The organism is Methylobacter tundripaludum (genome assembly GCF_002934365.1).
In the GTDB taxonomy this organism is placed as follows: domain Bacteria; phylum Pseudomonadota; class Gammaproteobacteria; order Methylococcales; family Methylomonadaceae; genus Methylobacter_A; species Methylobacter_A tundripaludum_A.
This window is the reverse complement of record NZ_PTIY01000010.1, coordinates 1-17,523: the sequence shown is the minus strand read 5'-3', so window position 1 is coordinate 17,523 and position 17,523 is coordinate 1. Positions and strand designations below refer to the sequence as shown.

22 protein-coding genes are annotated in these 17,523 nt (G+C 49.1%); 18 read left to right on the top strand and 4 right to left on the bottom strand.

The annotated features are described in order from the left end of the window. The first annotated feature begins 51 nt into the window (after positions 1-51). From B0F88_RS12575 to B0F88_RS12530, 10 genes are all read left to right on the top strand, one after another. A complete protein-coding gene (locus B0F88_RS12575; RefSeq protein WP_104424419.1) occupies positions 52-366 on the top strand; it encodes an H-NS histone family protein in 315 nt (104 codons plus the stop codon). Between the two features lie 288 nt (positions 367-654). Next, positions 655-888, top strand: a complete 234-nt coding sequence (locus B0F88_RS12570; RefSeq protein WP_104424280.1) for a FeoA family protein — start codon at positions 655-657, stop codon at positions 886-888. Continuing rightward, positions 888-3,236 (top strand): Fe(2+) transporter permease subunit FeoB, encoded by a 2,349-nt coding sequence (gene feoB, locus B0F88_RS12565; RefSeq protein ID WP_104424279.1) that lies wholly within the window; start codon positions 888-890, stop codon positions 3,234-3,236. The genes B0F88_RS12570 and feoB overlap by 1 nt, the downstream gene beginning before the upstream one ends. After that, a complete protein-coding gene (locus tag B0F88_RS12560; protein WP_104424278.1) occupies positions 3,223-3,447 on the top strand; it encodes a FeoC-like transcriptional regulator in 225 nt (74 codons plus the stop codon). Before feoB ends, B0F88_RS12560 begins: the two co-directional genes overlap by 14 nt. Before the next feature lie 829 nt (positions 3,448-4,276). Beyond that, positions 4,277-5,107 (top strand): tetratricopeptide repeat protein, encoded by an 831-nt coding sequence (locus tag B0F88_RS12555; RefSeq protein ID WP_219820844.1) that lies wholly within the window; start codon positions 4,277-4,279, stop codon positions 5,105-5,107. A 47-nt stretch (positions 5,108-5,154) separates the two neighbouring features. Then, a complete protein-coding gene (locus B0F88_RS12550) occupies positions 5,155-5,469 on the top strand; it encodes a tetratricopeptide repeat protein (RefSeq protein WP_104424277.1) in 315 nt (104 codons plus the stop codon). A gap of 16 nt (positions 5,470-5,485) precedes the next feature. Next, positions 5,486-5,944 carry a tellurite resistance TerB family protein gene (locus B0F88_RS12545; protein ID WP_104424276.1) on the top strand — a complete coding sequence of 153 codons (459 nt, stop codon included), beginning with the start codon at positions 5,486-5,488 and terminating at the stop codon, positions 5,942-5,944. Positions 5,945-5,950: 6 nt separating this feature from the next. Next, the gene (locus B0F88_RS12540) at positions 5,951-6,274 is read left to right on the top strand and encodes a hypothetical protein (protein ID WP_258076657.1); all 324 of its coding nucleotides are present in this window, start codon (positions 5,951-5,953) and stop codon (positions 6,272-6,274) included. A gap of 101 nt (positions 6,275-6,375) precedes the next feature. Continuing rightward, a complete protein-coding gene (locus tag B0F88_RS12535; protein ID WP_104424275.1) occupies positions 6,376-7,821 on the top strand; it encodes a sensor histidine kinase in 1,446 nt (481 codons plus the stop codon). Between the two features lie 3 nt (positions 7,822-7,824). Then, positions 7,825-9,207: a sigma-54-dependent transcriptional regulator gene (locus B0F88_RS12530; RefSeq protein WP_104424274.1), complete on the top strand. Its 1,383-nt coding sequence runs from the start codon at positions 7,825-7,827 to the stop codon at positions 9,205-9,207. Here B0F88_RS12530 and B0F88_RS19400 read toward each other — a convergent pair. After that, the gene (locus tag B0F88_RS19400; RefSeq protein WP_258076656.1) at positions 9,168-9,377 is read right to left on the bottom strand and encodes a VanZ family protein; all 210 of its coding nucleotides are present in this window, start codon (positions 9,375-9,377) and stop codon (positions 9,168-9,170) included. The two genes, B0F88_RS12530 and B0F88_RS19400, sit on opposite strands and share 40 nt — an antisense overlap. Positions 9,378-9,446: 69 nt before the next feature. Here B0F88_RS19400 and B0F88_RS12520 point away from each other — a divergent pair, with 69 nt between their 5' ends. From B0F88_RS12520 to rsfS, 8 genes are all read left to right on the top strand, one after another. Then, positions 9,447-10,241, top strand: a complete 795-nt coding sequence (locus tag B0F88_RS12520) for a ferritin-like domain-containing protein (protein ID WP_104424273.1) — start codon at positions 9,447-9,449, stop codon at positions 10,239-10,241. Between the two features lie 36 nt (positions 10,242-10,277). Next, positions 10,278-11,417 (top strand): MlaE family ABC transporter permease, encoded by a 1,140-nt coding sequence (locus B0F88_RS12515; RefSeq protein ID WP_104424272.1) that lies wholly within the window; start codon positions 10,278-10,280, stop codon positions 11,415-11,417. Then, entirely contained in the window at positions 11,414-12,214 is an 801-nt protein-coding gene (locus B0F88_RS12510; RefSeq protein WP_104424271.1) for an ABC transporter ATP-binding protein, read from the top strand. Before B0F88_RS12515 ends, B0F88_RS12510 begins: the two co-directional genes overlap by 4 nt. Then, positions 12,207-13,121 carry an MlaD family protein gene (locus tag B0F88_RS12505; protein ID WP_104424270.1) on the top strand — a complete coding sequence of 305 codons (915 nt, stop codon included), beginning with the start codon at positions 12,207-12,209 and terminating at the stop codon, positions 13,119-13,121. Before B0F88_RS12510 ends, B0F88_RS12505 begins: the two co-directional genes overlap by 8 nt. Next, a complete protein-coding gene (locus tag B0F88_RS12500) occupies positions 13,118-13,660 on the top strand; it encodes an ABC-type transport auxiliary lipoprotein family protein (protein ID WP_104424269.1) in 543 nt (180 codons plus the stop codon). The genes B0F88_RS12505 and B0F88_RS12500 overlap by 4 nt, the downstream gene beginning before the upstream one ends. Positions 13,661-14,191: 531 nt before the next feature. Beyond that, positions 14,192-15,430, top strand: a complete 1,239-nt coding sequence (locus B0F88_RS12495) for a glutamate-5-semialdehyde dehydrogenase (RefSeq protein ID WP_219820856.1) — start codon at positions 14,192-14,194, stop codon at positions 15,428-15,430. Beyond that, positions 15,431-16,063: a nicotinate-nucleotide adenylyltransferase gene (gene nadD / locus B0F88_RS12490; protein ID WP_104424267.1), complete on the top strand. Its 633-nt coding sequence runs from the start codon at positions 15,431-15,433 to the stop codon at positions 16,061-16,063. Between the two features lie 26 nt (positions 16,064-16,089). Continuing rightward, positions 16,090-16,443, top strand: coding sequence for a ribosome silencing factor (gene rsfS / locus B0F88_RS12485; RefSeq protein WP_104424266.1), 354 nt, complete (start codon positions 16,090-16,092; stop codon positions 16,441-16,443). 105 nt (positions 16,444-16,548) lie between these two features. On the opposite strand, the gene B0F88_RS19920 is transcribed toward rsfS, so the two are convergent. The 3 genes from B0F88_RS19920 to B0F88_RS19915 all read right to left on the bottom strand — a co-directional run bounded on the left by B0F88_RS19920 (position 16,549) and on the right by B0F88_RS19915 (position 17,374). Then, positions 16,549-16,842 carry a type II toxin-antitoxin system RelE/ParE family toxin gene (locus B0F88_RS19920; protein WP_104424265.1) on the bottom strand — a complete coding sequence of 98 codons (294 nt, stop codon included), beginning with the start codon at positions 16,840-16,842 and terminating at the stop codon, positions 16,549-16,551. Beyond that, positions 16,839-17,063 carry an addiction module protein gene (locus B0F88_RS12475; RefSeq protein WP_104424264.1) on the bottom strand — a complete coding sequence of 75 codons (225 nt, stop codon included), beginning with the start codon at positions 17,061-17,063 and terminating at the stop codon, positions 16,839-16,841. Before B0F88_RS12475 ends, B0F88_RS19920 begins: the two co-directional genes overlap by 4 nt. Positions 17,064-17,212: 149 nt before the next feature. Then, positions 17,213-17,374: a DUF6037 family protein gene (locus B0F88_RS19915; RefSeq protein WP_219820842.1), complete on the bottom strand. Its 162-nt coding sequence runs from the start codon at positions 17,372-17,374 to the stop codon at positions 17,213-17,215. Positions 17,375-17,523: the final 149 nt, after the last annotated feature.

The window sequence follows — 17,523 nt, the reverse complement described above, 5'->3', positions numbered from 1 at the left end:
ATAATCGGTTATATGATATATAATATATGTTTTTTATTTAAGGGCAAAAAAATGACTGAATATCAAGATCTTTCTGAACATGAGCTGCAAGCTGTTATTGAAAACGCAGAAAAAGCCTTAAAAAATAAACAGGCTAATAAGCGTAAAGAAGTCATAGCGCAGATTAAAGAATTGGCGGCCTCTATCGACCTTATTGTAGAAATTCACGAGCCTGAGAAGAGACCTGTTCGCAAGGGCGCAAAAGTCGCCATTAAATATCGTCATCCCGACGATCATAGCAAAACATGGACCGGACGCGGCGTGGCGCCAAGATGGATGCAGGAGTTGCTGAACGCCGGGCGTCAGCGCTCTGAATTTGAAGTATAGTGTATTAAGCAATATGCATGCAGGAACGCTGACTGCCCGATGGGGGCTTCATCGTTCCCGCGCCGCTCACCCGCATTTACCCGTCGTCGCGTCGGTTTTCACCGGTACATTCCTCCTTGTTGGAGCAAGTTGCAATTGCTCTACCCGCCACTTTTTCCGACTGTAAAAACATCTGTTTAAAAATACGGAAAATAGTCTGTTATATGATATAGTCATCTCAAATGAGAATGATTGCTGATAACTTTGGGCAGTTGTTTCTTAGAACACTTTAATTTTGGTGGTTAATTTATGACAACAAGCTTAAAAAGCCTGGCTGTGGGCGATTCTGGAAAGGTAGTGGGCTTTGAGCAATCGGGTAAGGCTTATCGTAAACGGCTGTTGGCTATGGGCTTGACGCCGGGAACCGAGTTCAGCATTACCCGGTTTGCGCCGATGGGAGATCCAGTCGAAATTAAATTGCGCGGATTTTCATTAACCCTGCGTAAGGATGAAGCGGCAATATTATTGATAGAGAAACTCTGATGAAAACTGATTTTACGGTTGGTGTTGTCGGTAATCCGAATTGCGGCAAAACCACACTATTCAATGCGCTTACCGGCGCCAGACAGCATGTCGGTAATTGGCCCGGCGTTACGGTCGAGAAAAAAACCGGCGAATACAGCTACGATCATAAACTGATCGAATTAGTCGATCTGCCCGGCACCTATTCGTTGGAAGCCGCCGACGATCAGGTTTCCCTGGATGAAAAAGTCGCCCGCGATTATGTCGCCTCCCAGCAGGCCGATTTAATCATCAACATTGTCGACGCCTCCAATTTGGAACGAAACCTGTATTTGACCTCGCAACTGATCGAGATGCGGGTGCCGATGATTTTAGTCCTTAATATGATGGACGCGGTTAAGCAACGCGGCATTAAAATTGACATTGGCTTTCTCGAGCAGTTTCTGGGTTGTCCGGTTATTCCGATTACCGCCTCAACCAAGGACGGCATCGGCATATTGAAGGCCGCAATCAATAACGCCGCTATCGCCAAGCCGATACCTTCGATAAAAATCAGCTATATCTCCGCGCTGGAGCAGGCCATCGATGAAATTTCGCCTTTGCTGATTGAGGCGGCGCAACAGCATCATTGCGACCTGCGTTGGTTGTCCGTGCGTTTGCTGGAGAACGATACGCTGGCTCAGCAGATGGCCGGGACAGCATTGTTGCCGACAGTCGCCGAATTACAGCGCCGGGTGGAATCCGAGACCGATGATGAAATAGACATTCTCGCCGCCGACGCCCGTTACGGATTCGTCAATGAACTGACCGGTGGCGCAGTTTGTAAACTGAACGAAGTCAGTCGCCACACCACGGAAAAAATCGACAACATCGTTTTGAACCGCTTTTTGGGCATCCCGGTTTTCCTGTTCGTCATGTATGCGATGTTCATGTTTACGATCAACATCGGCAGCGCTTTTGTCGATTTTTTCGATCAAGCCGTAGGCGCTTTGTTGGTTGACGGTTTAAGTCTAGCGCTCGCTGATCTGAACTGGCCGCAATGGCTGATTGTTTTAATCACCAAGGGCGTAGGCGGTGGTATCCAGGTGGTCGCCACCTTTATCCCTATCGTCGGTTTTCTATTTATGTTTTTATCGGCGCTGGAAGACTCGGGTTATATGGCTCGGGCGGCTTTCGTGATGGACAGGTTCATGCGCATGATCGGCTTGCCCGGCAAATCCTTCGTGCCGATGATCGTCGGTTTCGGCTGCAATGTCCCTGCGATTATGGCGACGCGGACGCTGGAAAACCAGCGCGACAGGATATTGACCAACCTGATGAACCCGTTCATGTCCTGTGGCGCCAGATTGCCGGTTTACGCCTTATTCGCCGCCGCATTTTTTCCGATCGGCGGCCAGAATCTGGTTTTCGGTTTGTATCTATTAGGCATAGCAGTCGCGGTACTGACCGGATTAATCATGCGCCATACCCTGTTTAAAGGGGAGTCTGCTCCCTTTATTATGGAATTGCCCGCCTACCACATGCCGACATTACGCGGCGTCTTTATCAGAACCTGGGACCGGCTCAAGTCGTTTTTGTTCAACGCCGGCAAAGTCATCGTACCGATGGTGCTGGTGCTGAATTTTCTTAATGCGCTGGGTACAGACGGTACATTCGGGCAGGAAAACAGCAATAAATCGGTATTAAGCGAGATAGGGCGCAGCCTGACACCCGCGTTTAAGCCGATGGGCATAGAAAAAGACAACTGGCCTGCAACGGTAGGGATTTTTACCGGCGTTCTCGCTAAAGAAGCCGTGGTCGGAACCTTGGATGCCTTGTACAGCCAGCTCGGAACGGATGATTCAGGCGCTGGCGATAAAGCGCCGTTCAATCTTGAACAGGCTTTAATAGACGCCTGTTTAACCGTGCCGAAAAAACTGCAAGACGTTGCGGACAACCTGCTGGATCCATTGGGCCTGAATATCGGCACCGTCAACGACATAGCGGCGGCTGCCGGCGAACAGGAAGTCAATGCCGGTACATTCGCCGCGATGCAGCAAAGCTTTGACGGTAAAGCCGGGGCTTTCGCCTATCTATTGTTTATCTTATTGTATGCGCCGTGTGTAGCGGCAACCGCTGCAATTTACCGGGAAACCAACCGGAACTGGACTTTATTCGTGGTGTTCTGGACCACCGGCATTGCCTACATGACCGCAACTATTTTTTATCAAACGATAACCTATAGCCGGCACCCCGACTATTCATTGGTATGGATAGCCGGATTAATCATTGCATTTTCAGCCGTATTGCTAGGCCTGTGGCTGCTCGGTAAAAATTCCGACGCAACCGGCATAAAACAAAGCCGGGAGTCTTTAAGTGATCCTGTCTGATTTGAGAGACTATTTAAGGGAGCAGCGCCGAGTTGCGCTGGCGGATATAGTCACTCACTTCAACATGGACGCCGATGCCTTGCGGGGCATGCTGGACAAATGGATCAGCAAAGGCAAAGTGCGCAAATTGCCGTTGACGTCCTCTTGCGGCACCAGTTGTTGTCAGTGCGATGCTGCTTTGACAGAGATTTATGAATGGGTTGATGAATAAATTCGTAACTTTTCATTAATAACCGGGAAACCCCAAAAAACGGTTTAAAAATTATCACTCTATATTCGCTACTTACGCTATTGAACTTAAACCCAAGTTAAAGTTATCGAAATATGCGCATTCTCTGTATTCTTGCACTTATAATTATCTCAATTATTGAGATAGGCCCCATTCCCATCACCCCGATTGTCTTGCTTTACGTTGTACTGTTTCGCCCGGCATGGTTTTATGAATGGGTAATCAAGATATACGACAGAGACTAAAACCGGCTGCAAGAAAAAGTGACGCGATTTTTTGGGGCTTGCGCGGCCAATATAGGAATGTAAGTTTTGTATCGGGTAAATAAAATTGAATGAGAAAACAAACGTAAAATATAAAACTGCTTAAGGAATTAGCGATAACCTTGATTTTTGTTGGCGTTGTACTGTTTATTGGACATGAGCTTGACCGATCGTACTTCAACCCTCTACTAAGAAGAAGCCGGATTAGTTTTTGGGTGGTTGAAAAAAACCGTATGAAAAGGTTTTTTTCAACCTTTAGCTTCTTTATTCCAAGCCCATTTAGAAAATGGGCTTGATTTTGTTCATGTTATTAGACGGGCAGTTTGTGGCATGGAAATGGCTTAATAGTCTGTAAGTTTTGTTAAAAACCACTCGTATTATTTAACTTACATACATTAGGAATAGAATTGCCATGATATTTGAAATTGTACTTACAAGTGTTTTTTGTATCGCTGTCTTTTATGCTCATATTTTCATCAAAAAAATAATGGCTGACTAATAGCTCATCACTTATCTGTAAACTTATCATTTAAAATTGGAGCTGAACAATGTTAAAAATCGGTATTACCATCCTTGCGTTGCTATTTTTAGCCGCGCCTGTTTTTGCCGAAGAAGAGCCCACGATGCATCAAGTCTATTTGGCGGCTGAGGCAGGAAAGTTTACTGAGGCTCAGGCTATGATGGATAAAGTGTTGCTTGCCCATCCCAACAGCGCCAAGGCGCACTTCGTAGAAGCCGAATTGCTGGCAAAACAAGGTTTGCTCGGCAATGCCGGCGTCGAGCTGGCTACCGCCGAACGCTTACAGCCCGGATTGCCCTTTGCGAAGCCGGACGCAGTGAAGAATCTTAAGAGCCGTATTTCTTCCGCACCAAGCGGAGTGGCGCAGCCAAACATTGCCCGTCAAAATTTGCCGTCTGCCGTTAAAGATTGGACGCCGTGGGTTCTGTTGATCTTAGGTATCGGTTTAGTTGTGCTGTTAATCGGCTATATGAGCCGGCGAAATTCCAACGTAATACCGGCTGATAGTTATGGCGGTCATGCCGCCAACTCAACCATGCCTGCCGCCGTGAATGGAGCCTCTCCGGCAATGGGGCAAGCCGCTGCCGGAGGGATGGGCTCCGGTATTATCGGAAATCTGGCAACGGGGGCGGCCTTGGGCGCCGGGGTCGTGGCAGGCGAAGCGCTGATGCACCACTTTATCGATGGCGACAAGAATAATGTTATCCCCGAACAACCGCACCACGATGCCTCCTCCTCATGGAGTGCAGCCAGCAACGTCAGCGAGAATGACGATATGGGCGGCGCTGATTTCGGTATCGCGGATGCATCTTCATGGGATGACAGCGGGATTGGCGACGGTGGAGACGACTGGACCTAGCGTTGTATGAGACCCAAAGAGAAGTACTCGATTAACAGAGCCAAATAATGACATCGTATCCCGCCATAGTTGCAACCATTGCGATATTACTTGTTGCTTGCACTGAAAAGGCGGCAGACAGCAACCAGGCAAAAACAGTCGCGCCTCCTGTGATTAATATCACGGAAGACAGGATCGCCCAATTGCAAAGAGAAGCGCAGGCGGGAGACTCTGATGCGCAATATAACCTCGCTTATCTGTATGAAAATGGGCTGGGCGTACCCAAGAACGAAGTCAAGGCGCTTGATTTATATCAGCAAGCCGCAGATCATGGGCATTCTGCGGCTCAAAATAATCTCGATGCGATGAGTTCAGTCAAGTAAATGAAACCCTGTAAATATGCTTAACCAAATCAAACTGTTTTTTGAACAACATCTTGCGCTATCAGCACCGGAAAGCACTTCGGAAGACAAACTGCAACTTGCGACTATCGTCTTATTCCTGGAAATGATGCACATGGACGATAAAATCGAGCTAAAAGAGCAAGCCGTTATTTTATCCCTGATTCAGCGGAATTTTTCTTTAACCGCTGAGCAGGCAACCGCTTTAATAGAATTAGCCGAGCAACAAAGAAAACAGGCGACCGATTATTTCCAGTTTACCTCCTTAATCAACAAGGAATGCAGCCAGGAACAAAAAATTCGTTTAATTGAGTCGCTTTGGAAAATTGCTTTTGTTGACGGCGTGTTGGATATGAACGAAGAGTATCTGGTGCGAAAAATTGCAGACCTTTTGCATGTACCCCATACCGCTTTTATTATGGCCAAGAATCGGGTAAACGAGGAACCTGTCTTGTGATTAAGGATGAATACCAAAAACAGTATGAAGCAGCATAATTCAAACAACATCTCTCATCATATTTTGCCGAATTCCGCGACGATGGTGGGTGTCTGCATCATGGTCATCAGTATCGTCAAGAGCATGGCTCCGGGGCTGACGAACTACCTGATCGATAAAGCCGTTGCTATCGACAGCTTATTGTTCATGATCAGTGCGTTACTGTCATTTTTATCGATTCGGCTAGAGCGCTCCACTGTGGGCTTGGAGCGGTGGGCGGAAATTATCTTTTTACTGGGATTGGTGTCGATGACGCTTATTACAGTGATTTTTTCTTTTGAAATTATTTAATCTAAAAATCAGCCTATACGGCGCCGGTTATCGGACAGCGTATCGACGGCTGAATTATTGAACCGAACCAAGACATCTTTTACAGTGATTTTTTATATTAAATGAAACCGATTTTTTATCGTCCTGCCCAGTTGCGCGGCTTGGCCTTCCTGGGTTTGCTGCTGCTGGCTCTCGCCATACTCGGCGGTATGATCTGGCGGAATGTACATCACTTTGAAACGGTTTTTTCTTATGTCAACTATTCCCACCGCATCCAGAATGTATCGGTAGGCCTACAGCAATCACTGATTGAATATCTGACCGAAACGGTGTCGGATTCGCATCCCGAAGCACTGACCAAAACGCTGGGCGAGATGGATGCTTTAATGATGGATAAGCGTTATTTGTCAGAGGAGACCAGAGCCAGTCTGGAAACAGTCCGGGCTATGTTGGCCGATTTGTCCGCACTCAAAAAAGACGAACAACATCATCATCTGTTAGCGGCCCTTAAATTGATGGATAAAACGCTGGATAACGAGACCTTGCAGCGTGATGAGTTACTGGAAAATATCAGTCTGGATACCCAGGCCGAACTGTACGTGGCCTTGGCTATATTCACCGCGATTTTGGTTGTGGCGCTATTGTTTTTACGCTACAGGATCCTGCATCCGCTCAACGATTTGAGAGAATTGTTGCAACATTTGACTGAAGAGAATTTCACTCCGATTACCACCGATCATCTTGATCCTCTGCTGTTACCGGTGTTTGTCAGCTATAACGATATGGTCAAATATTTGGCCGAATTGGAGGATGCCAACCGCTTACACGCTCAATCATTGCAACATGAAGTCAGGCTGGCCACCCAAGCCTTACTGGAGCAGCAATACAGTCTGGCGAGAGCCGACAGGCTGGCCGCAATCGGCGAAGTCGCCGCGGAATTGGCCCACGAGATACGCAATCCGTTGGCGGGGATTCAAATGGCAATCCGCAATTTGCGTCGTGAGATTGATGACAGGGATCAACTGGAAAGGCTGGACTTGATCAATGCCGAACTGAAACGGATGGCGATATTGCTTAACGATATGCTCGGGCAAAGCCGTCATTCGCCGGAATTGGCTACCGCTTTTGATGTCAGGACCCTAATCCGGGATTTGGTCGCGTTGACCCGCTACCAGATTGCCGAGAACATCCATCTGGACATAGAGATTCCCTGTGCATTGCCGGTACACCTGCCCGAGAGCGGGTTGAGGCAGGCTTTGTTGAACCTGATACTGAATGCGGCCGATGCGCTTGAAGGCAACTCGGGGACTGTTTGCATCAAGGCCCGTACCTCCAGGCAAGGACTGCATATCGACGTGCAGGATGACGGCGTCGGTTTTTCCAAGGACATGCTGGAGCACGGCATCAGGCCATTCCGCACCAGCCGTCAACGCGGCACCGGGTTGGGGCTGGCGATGGTGCAGCGCTTTGTCAAAGACGTCGGCGGTACAATCAGCCTTAGCAACCAGCCGACTCATGGTGCATGCGTATCCATATTCCTGCCCAACGAATGCCTAATCAGAGATTAAATCATGATAGAAACCCTGCTTATCATTGAAGATGAAAAGCTGCTAGGTTCCGAGCTGTCGCGCCATTATCGGCAGTCCGGCTGGGAAGTGGTGCTCGCGGCCAATCTGGGAGAGGCCAGGGAATTATTGCTGGATAAAAAGCTGGAGCCGTTGCTGATTCTTTCCGACATGAATTTGCCGGATGGCAATGCGCTGGATTTTATGGAAAAAATTAAAACAGAGATAGGCAATACCGAATGGTTGTTCTTAACCGGTTACGGCAATGTGCCGGATTCGGTCAGGGCATTGCGTCTGGGGGCTTACGACTTCCTGGAAAAGCCCTGCGATCTGGATCGGCTTGACCTGATCGTCGCCAGCGCCGCACGTAGTGCGTCGATCCAGCGGCGGGTTGTCGATCAAACCAAGAACCGGCATCGGCGCTATACACCGAATGCTTATGTCGGCCATAGCCGGCAGGCGCAGGGTGTGCGGCAATTATTATCCAAGCTGACGCAAGTACCGTTCAGCGCGCTGATTATCGGGGGCGAGAGCGGCACCGGCAAAGGTTTGGCTGCGCGAATACTGCATTACGGCGGTTCCCGCGCCCAGCAGCCGATGATTGAAGTGAACTGTGCGGCGTTGCCTAGGGAGCTGCTGGAGTCGGAATTATTCGGTCATGAACCCGGCGCATTTACCGGAGCCGCAGGACGGCATCGCGGCCTACTGGAACAGGCCGACGGCGGCACGCTGTTCATGGACGAAATCGGCGAAATGCCGCTGGATTTGCAGGCCAAATTGCTCAAAGTGATTGAAGATCACAAAGTCCGGCGCTTGGGCGGGGAAAAGGAAATTCAGGTCGATGTGCAGATAGTCGCCGCCAGCAACCGCGATCTGGAAAAAATGGCCCGGGACGGCAGTTTTCGCGCCGATTTATACCACCGTTTAAGCGTGTTCAAACTGATCTTGCCGCCGTTGCGCGAAGCGGTAGAAGACCTTGACGAACTGGTGCCGCTATTTGTCGCCGAATACAACGCCAAAGCCGGACGCCAGGTTAAAGACATTCCCGATGCGGTGTGGGACAAATTAAAAGCGCATTGCTGGCCGGGAAACGTCAGGGAGTTGCGTAACGTCATCGAGCGCTGCGTATTGTTTTCCGATGGGCCGACCTTTCCCGGACAATGGCTGCAATTGCCCGGCCAGCCCTCCGTGGAGGCTTTGCAAACCGAACAAGGTATTTGGTTGCCTTTGGATGGCAGCATGGCGCTGGATGATATGGATTGCTTTATTATCAAGACCGCTCTGGAGAGGGCGGACAACAACCTGACCGCCGCAGCCAGAGCTCTCGGAGCCACCAGGGAAACGCTACGCTATCGGGTGCGGAAATATAACCTGAAAATTGCGGATTGATTTTGGTGATGGGTTGGGGGGCTATGCATTGCTACCAATACAACCGATACAACAAAAATACCGCAAACCAGCGCTGCGGTATCTGCAACCCAATTAAAACGTCCCTCGACAAAAGATTGATGCCATTCATCGGAATGTCCGCATAAACTGCAAAAAGCAACTTCAAGCAAAGCAGGTATAATGAACCGATTGAGCAGACAGTTTAAAACTGCGCCAAGCCAATATTCCGATTATAAAAAATGAAAAACATATTTGAATTTGCCGAGGCATTTTTTCAGCTGACCGATGTCGATGATAAATTGGCGCTGACGCATCAAGCATGGCACACTTACACCACGGGCGACTTAACGTTCAGCTCGGATCAGCCGGTTTTACCGATAGATCAGGTAATATTTCCCGAGCGGCCGGAGTTGTTGGCGCCGCGGCAGATGCCCCGGCGGAAACTGACCACGCCCGACGGTGTTGCGGCTTTTTTTCATGCCATTGCCCATGTTGAATTCGTCGCCATTTACCTGGCCTGGAATATTTTGTACCGTTTTCGCGGTATGCCCGAGCAATTCTACCGGGACTGGCTGCGAGTGGCGGATGAAGAAGCCCAGCATTTTGCCTTAATCAGGGCGCATTTGCGGGCCATGCAGCTTGATTACGGCGATTTACCGGCGCACAGCGGTTTATGGGACCATGCCAAAGACACGGCCGATGATTTACCGGGCAGATTGGCGATGGTCCCCCGCTGCATGGAAGCGCGGGGGCTGGATGTGACGCCCGCGCTGATTGAAAAATTCAGGGCGCGGGGTGACGATGCCAGCGTGGCAATTTTAACGCGGATTTTGACCGACGAAGTAGGGCATGTGGAATTGGGTTCTTACTGGTTTAAGTTTGTTTGCCAGCAACGCGGTTTTGATGCCGAAGCCAAATACCGGGAGTTGATCGATCAATACTATGTGGGCGGAAAACCTAAAGGCCCTTTTAACAGGGAGCTGCGCAAAATGGCCGGTTTTTCGGATGCCGAGCTGGATTGGCTGGAATGTTAACGGCGTCAACTTTCAGATAGGAAATCGGAAAATACGATGACTGATACCTCAACAAATCAGGATACACCGCCTACGCTGGACATCGTTGACCAGGGCAGAGGGCAATCTTGTGTCAAATTATCAGGCAGTTGGAATCTTCGCGGGTTGCTGACGGCCCCCGATCTGGGCCGGAAAATTAGTTCATACGCGGCCAATAAAAATATTCAATGGGATATGACTCCTGTCGATGTGCTCGACAGCGCCAGCGCGTTGATTCTCTGGAAAGCATGGGGGAAAAAGTTGCCGCTTGCATTGCAGTTGAAGCCTGAACATCAGCGTTTATTTGATCTCTGGCAAGCTCAGCCTCCCCCTGAATCCGAACCGGGTGGATACAGTTCAAGCCTTGCTATTAAATACGTGTCTCAACTGCTCGCCAACTTTTGGGGGCAGTTGCTGCAACTGGTGACTTTATTGGGTCAACTGTTTTTGGATATGGGCTATTTGTTGCTGCACCCGGGCGACATTCCCTGGTCGGAAATTTCCATTACGATTTATGAATCCGGGGTCCGCGCTTTGGGCATCACGGCGCTGGTCGGATTTTTGATCGGCATCGTGCTGAGTTATTTGTCGGCGTTGCAATTGAAGATTTTCGGCGCGGAGATTTATATCATCGATATTCTGGGCTTGAGCGTCATCCGTGAGTTAGGGCCTTTGTTGGCGGCCATTCTGGTTGCGGGCCGCTCCGGTTCGTCCATGACCGCGCAAATCGGTATCATGCGGGTGACCGAGGAGCTTGATGCGCTATCGGCGATGGGCATATCCCATTCCTTGCGCCTGATTCTGCCCAATGTGATGGCTTTGACTATCGTCCTGCCCCTGATAGGCATATGGACCAGCGCGTTGGCGTTAATCGGCGGCATGGTTTCGGCGCAAAATACATTGGACATCAGTTACCTGCAGTTTTTCCTTAAATTGCCTGATGTGGTGCCGTTGATAAACGTTTTGATCGGCCTGCTGAAAAGCGCCGTTTTCGGTTTGATGATTGCGCTGATTGCCTGCCACTTTGGTTTTAGGATCAAGCCGAATACCGAAAGTCTTGGCAATGAAACGACTAACTCAGTGGTGGCGGCCATTACCGTGGTGATTATGGTTGATGCGGTATTCGCCATTCTGTTTATGAATGTGGGGATGCCATGAGTGATCCCTACGCAATACGGCTGGAGCATGTCTGGACCCGTTTTGGCGATCCCGGCAAGGGTACCGACAAGATTGTTCATCGGGATATTAATCTTTGTCTGGAACACGGCGAAATTTTAGGACTGGTTGGCGCATCCGGCTGCGGCAAGACGACGCTGCTGCGCGAAATTATCGGTTTGCAAATACCCAGCCAGGGCGAGGTGTTCGTGATGGGGCAGTCTTTGAAAAATGTTGATTCTAATCACGACCAGCGCTTGCGTAACAATTGCGGCGTGCTGTTTCAGAAAGGCGCGTTATTTAGCGTTTTAAATGTGTTTGATAATATCGCCTTTCCGCTCAGGGAGCTGGGTTTTGATGACGAAGAGTTGATTGCGCGCATTGTGTTCATGAAGCTGGCGATGGTGGGTTTGGCGGGTAGTGACGCTTGGTTAAAGCCGGCCGCTTTGTCGGGCGGCATGATCAAGCGGGTGGCGCTCGCCCGTACTATGGTTCTGGAGCCCGGGCTGTTATTGCTCGATGAACCGACCTCTGGCCTTGATCCCATTTCCAGCGAGGATTTTGTCAAGCTGTTGTCCGATATGCATAAGGCTCTTCATTTTACCGTAGTCATGGTGACTCACGATTTGGATATATTGAGGGATTTGTGTACCAAGGTTGCGGTACTGGCGGATAATAAGCTGGTTGCTTTTGGACCGTTGGCCTCTGTTTTGGACTGCGAGCATCCTTTTGTCGAGGAATTCTTTCACAATAGGCGCGCTGAACGGGTATTTAAATATAAGGAAACTGCTCATGGGTAGAGAAAACCACGCACTGATTACCGGTCTGTTCTTGATTGCTTTGGTGACGGCAACGACGGCGATTATTTACTGGATCGGCACTATGAATAAGGAACGCAATCTCTACGTTGTTTCAACGCGAGCATCTGTGTCCGGGCTGAATCCCGAATCTACGGTTTTTTATCGCGGCATAGCGGTAGGGAAAGTGCGTAAGGTCAAGTTCGATCCTTTAGATTCCGGCATCATTCTTGTTCCGATTGAAGTCGATAAGAATATCGTGCTCAGTAAAGGCGTTTTCGCGACCTTGCGCTTAAAAGGCGTGACCGGCTTAACCCAGATTCAGCTGGAAGATTCGGGTACCATTTCCGAACGGTTATTGCCGGGGGACGATCCCTTGTCCCGTATCCCGTTAATGCCGTCGATAACCGATAAACTGATGAATTCAGGGGAAGATCTTTTGCATAAAGCCGATCATTTAATGCAGCGGCTTAGTTCTTTATTAAACGATAAAAACGAAAAGAATATCGGTGATCTTTTAAGCAACCTGACAACATTGACGGACAAGCTGTCCGAGTTGCAAAAAAGTGTTGATAAGGCGCTCATCGGTGTACCCGCATTGACGACGGATGCCCGAAAAACCCTGACGAACATCGACGGCTTGACGCATGATTTGCAGGGCTTAACCCGTGAAGTGCAAAATCTCAGCATAAAAGCGGGCAGTCTTGTCGATAGCGGGAAAGCTACCGGCGATGCACTGGGGCAGTCGACGCTACCGAAAGTTAACAAGCTGTTGACTGAGTTGCAGTCGACAACGCAACAGGTAAAAAGAGTCGCCACGATGCTGGAAAATAATCCACAGGAATTGTTGCTGGGGCCAAGTCAACGAGATGCAGGGCCGGGCGAACCGGGCTATAAGGAGCAGCAATGAGATACTTATTAATCGGCTATCTAGTATTTTTCACTGTAGCATGCAGCGATGCAGCCAAGCCGCCTGAATTGCATGATTTCGGCTTGCCTGTGTCAACCCCGACGCATCAGGGTAGGGCGTCGGTTAACATCAATGCGCCGACTTGGCTTTGGGATAACCGTATCCGTTATCGCTTGCTTTTTGCCGAGGCTTCTCAAGTCAGGTATTACGGTTTGGATCGCTGGATTGCTTCGCCACCTGAATTGTTTGAACAGTTTTTGATTTTCAGCGGCAAGGCAAAAGATTACGCGTTGATAATTCGGCTTCAGGATTTTGAACAACAATTTGAAGCGCCTGAGCGGGCTAAAGTGGTGCTGCGTTTCTCCGTGGAAGCTTATGCCGCCAATAATAAAAAAATCGGCGTTCAGGAGTTTTACCTGCAACAGTTTACTAAAACGCCAGATGCTGCCGGTGCAATCAGCGGCTTTACTGATTTGACGCACCAGGCTGCGGAAAAGATCCAAGGTTGGCTGGCAGGGTTGCCGAATCGTCAGGATTAGTTATTTAGTAGGATTGTTTAGTTTTTTGCAGGCAAAAAAAACCTCCCAGTGCCGTGAGGGCAAAGGGAGGAGAGGTGTACAGACACTGGATAGTTCTGAACTTTCACACTACGAGGAGGTATATGAAACTTTTCGAGATAGGCTGTTCAGCCCCGATCTCATGACAATATTGTTGGAAATAGCAACGCTGCAATAAAATATGTCGGACGATTCGTTAATTGGCTAGTCCGATGAGAAAAATGCAATTTATTATCTGATGGCTAAAGATTATACAGATGCAGTTATATGCTTACAATGCAGCGTTAAATTAATAGATTGTTTTCATTTTGTTGATAGTTATTAAGGGATCTATCCTCTTAAGTAATCGATTGTCTTTTCGTAAGCAACCTGAGCTATAGCAAAGTTAACTCATAAACTTGTTTAATATCCGATAGTTGTTGCGTTTAAGTCTGTCAAAGGCATCGATTAAACGGTATAATCGCGCAAAACATTCATCCAGTTAAAGAGAACCTAGTGGATATCAAAGAATACATGAAAGGCCTGGGGCAAAAAGCCAGGAAAGCAGGTCGGGAAATAAGCCGCACCGAGTCAGGTAAAAAAAATCTGGCCTTGCTGAAAATTGCCGCAGCCATTGAAAACAGTCATGAGCTGTTGATTGCGGAAAATCGCAAGGATTTGGATGCGGGCAAGAAAAACGTCCTGGATGCGGCCTCGCTGGACAGGCTGGAATTAAAGCCATCCGGTATTCAAGCGATGGTTGAAGGGTTAAGACAGGTCGCCGCATTACCCGATCCGGTCGGCGAAATCACTGATTTAAGTTACCGGCCCAGCGGCATACAGGTCGGCCAAATGCGCGTGCCTTTGGGCGTGATCGGTATTATTTATGAATCCCGCCCCAATGTGACGGTCGATGCGGCGGCTCTGTGCCTTAAATCCGGCAACGCCTGTATCTTAAGGGGCGGCTCGGAGTCCATCCATTCCAATCAGGCGATTGCGGCCTGTATTTCCCAAGGCCTGCAAGCGGCGGGTTTGCCAGTGGAAGCCGTGCAAATCGTCGCGACGGCGGATCGCGCGGCGGTCGGCGAACTGATCACGATGAACCAATACGTTGACGTGATCGTACCACGCGGCGGCAAAAGCCTGATCGAACGCATTTCCAAGGACGCAACAATTCCAGTCATCAAGCATCTGGACGGCATTTGCCATGTTTATATCGACGACACAGCCGACATAGACAAAGCGGTCAGGATTGCGGTCAACGCCAAAACCCATCGCTACGGTGTTTGCAATGCAATGGAAACTTTGTTGGTTGCCGAGAGCATTGCCGCAAAAGTATTGCCGCTGTTGGCCGAAAAATACAGCGAAAAAGGCGTCGAATTACGCGGTTGCCTTAAAACCTGTTCTTTAGTTCCAAACTGCATCAGAGCGACTGAGGAAGACTGGGACACAGAGTATCTGGCCCCGATTCTATCGATCAGGATAGTCGACGGCATCGATCAGGCGATGGATCATATCAATCAGCATAGCTCAGGGCATACCGAAGCGATTGTGACCGAAGATTACACCTTGGCCCGCCGCTTCTTGCGGGAAGTGGATTCCAGCTCGGTGATGGTGAATGCCTCGACCCGCTTTGCCGACGGCTTTGAATACGGACTGGGCGCCGAAATCGGCATCAGCACCGACAAGCTGCATGCACGCGGCCCGGTAGGCTTAAAAGGACTGACCTCATTAAAATACATCGTTCTGGGTGACGGCCATATCCGGCAATAAATGATCGGCATCTTCGGCGGCACCTTCGACCCGGTACACTACGGGCATTTGCGTTCGGCGCTGGAAGTCAAAGACATCTTCGGGTTGGATGAAGTCCGGTTGATCCCCTGCGCTAATCCGCCGCACCGCGAGCAACCCACCGTAACCGCCGAGATGCGCTTGCAGATGCTGGAGCTGGCGATAAAAACCCAGCCGGGCTTAAAGATCGATACCCGGGAATTGGACAGGTATGATTTGCATCAAGTGCCGTCGTATATGGTCGATACGCTGGCGTCTTTAAGACAGGAATTCCCAACCGAATCCTTATTGTTGTTTATCGGCAGTGATGCGTTTAAACACTTAACCGGCTGGCATCAATGGCAGCGGTTATTCGACTATGCGCATATTGTCGTGATGACCCGGCCGGGTTTTGAAAGACAGCAGCTCGATGATTTTTTTAAAGCCCGGCTGGCCGGAGTAAATGAGTTGGCTCAGGCTGCCGCAGGAAAATTATGCTTCCAGCAAGTCACCCAGCTGGATATTTCGGCGACGGCGATCAGGGACATAATTGCAAGAAAACAGAATCCGGGTTTTTTATTGCCCGATGCTGTCATAGAATACATCAAGCAACACAAGCTTTACGAGACACGTTGATCTCATTATTTACACTAGGAATTTGAATGCAAGCAGAAGATATATTGAAAATTGTCCAGGATGTTTTGGATGAACGCAAAGGACAAAACATAACGACACTTGATGTGCGGGGCAAAACCAGCTTTACCGATTATATGGTGGTAGTAACCGGTACTTCGGATCGTCACCTGAAGTCGTTATGCGAGTATGTATCGGAAAAGTTAAAGGAAAACGGAGTAAGGCCCTTGGGTGTTGAAGGCGATTTAGGCTCGGACTGGGTGCTGCTGGATTTGGGCGATGTAATTGTCCATGCGATGACCGCTCAGGCGCGTGAGTTTTATCAGCTTGAGAAATTGTGGTCGGTTGAGGGTTCTAAAGAAGGCGAGCAGCAAGTCTCGTAGTTTTGTAGATACCGACGCTAGTTCCCAAGCTCCAGCTTGGGAATTCTGTTCTGGAAGCTCCAGCTTCCCGTGTCGCGAAGCTGGGGGCTTGGGAGCCAGCACAACTTAGACTCTGTCGCGCCAATAATCCGGTCGTCGACGATGCGGAGCAACAACTAAGACTTCAACATCAGCACCAACCAGCCGGTAGAGAATATTGTACGGAAAACCTGGAAGCCGGTAACGCCGAATATCGGGTGGGAACTCAACCTTATAGCGGAGTGGGGCCGCGCAAACCTTGGTCATTGCTGCATCGAAGGCTGCAAGATAACGCACACCAAGGCCCGGCTGCCGGGATTCGTAATAGGTTACGTGTTCGAGGTGTTCAACTCGCGCCCTCGGGTTGAAGAAGTAACTCACTTAAGAAGAGCCTGAGCCTCTCGACGCACTACGTCGGCTGGAATGCGCTGAACTAACCCTTGGTCTAACTCGGAGGCACGATGTGCGGCCTCTTGAAACCAAAGTTGCTCAATCTCCGTGTCTGACAGGTCATCAAGGCTGGACAGTAATTGCTCAGCTAATTGAGCGCGCTCCTGGGGCGGAAGGGACAACGCTTCATGACGGATTGTTTCGATGTTCATTTGATCACCACTTATTTAAAAATAGCGCTAACGCAAAGTTAAGTTTAATTATTATAACATTACGGTGCAATACGCTGTGCTATTGCACCCTACATATGCGCCTTACCGCGTTACAAAACATCCGCCTTACAGCGTTGTTACGAGCAATTTTATTGCGGTAAAATGACATTGATTGCCGCATCCTTTTTGTCAGTCCAGCAACTGCTGATATTTTTCTGTTTACACCTCTGATATGCATTTTCTCCAAGAAGCTCTCGGGTTTTATCTAAGTTCGATTGCTGAACTGTCGTTCCCCATTTGTAATTAGTCACTCCTGAAAAACCCTCTATCCAATTGAAATATTTAATTAATATCTACTTTTAAGTCCATCTTTTCGACCGGAAATGCTAAAATATGCCCCTGTTTTCCGGTCGAAAGGGTGAAAAATGTTGATTACTTCCAGTACAGGTCATCAGACCAA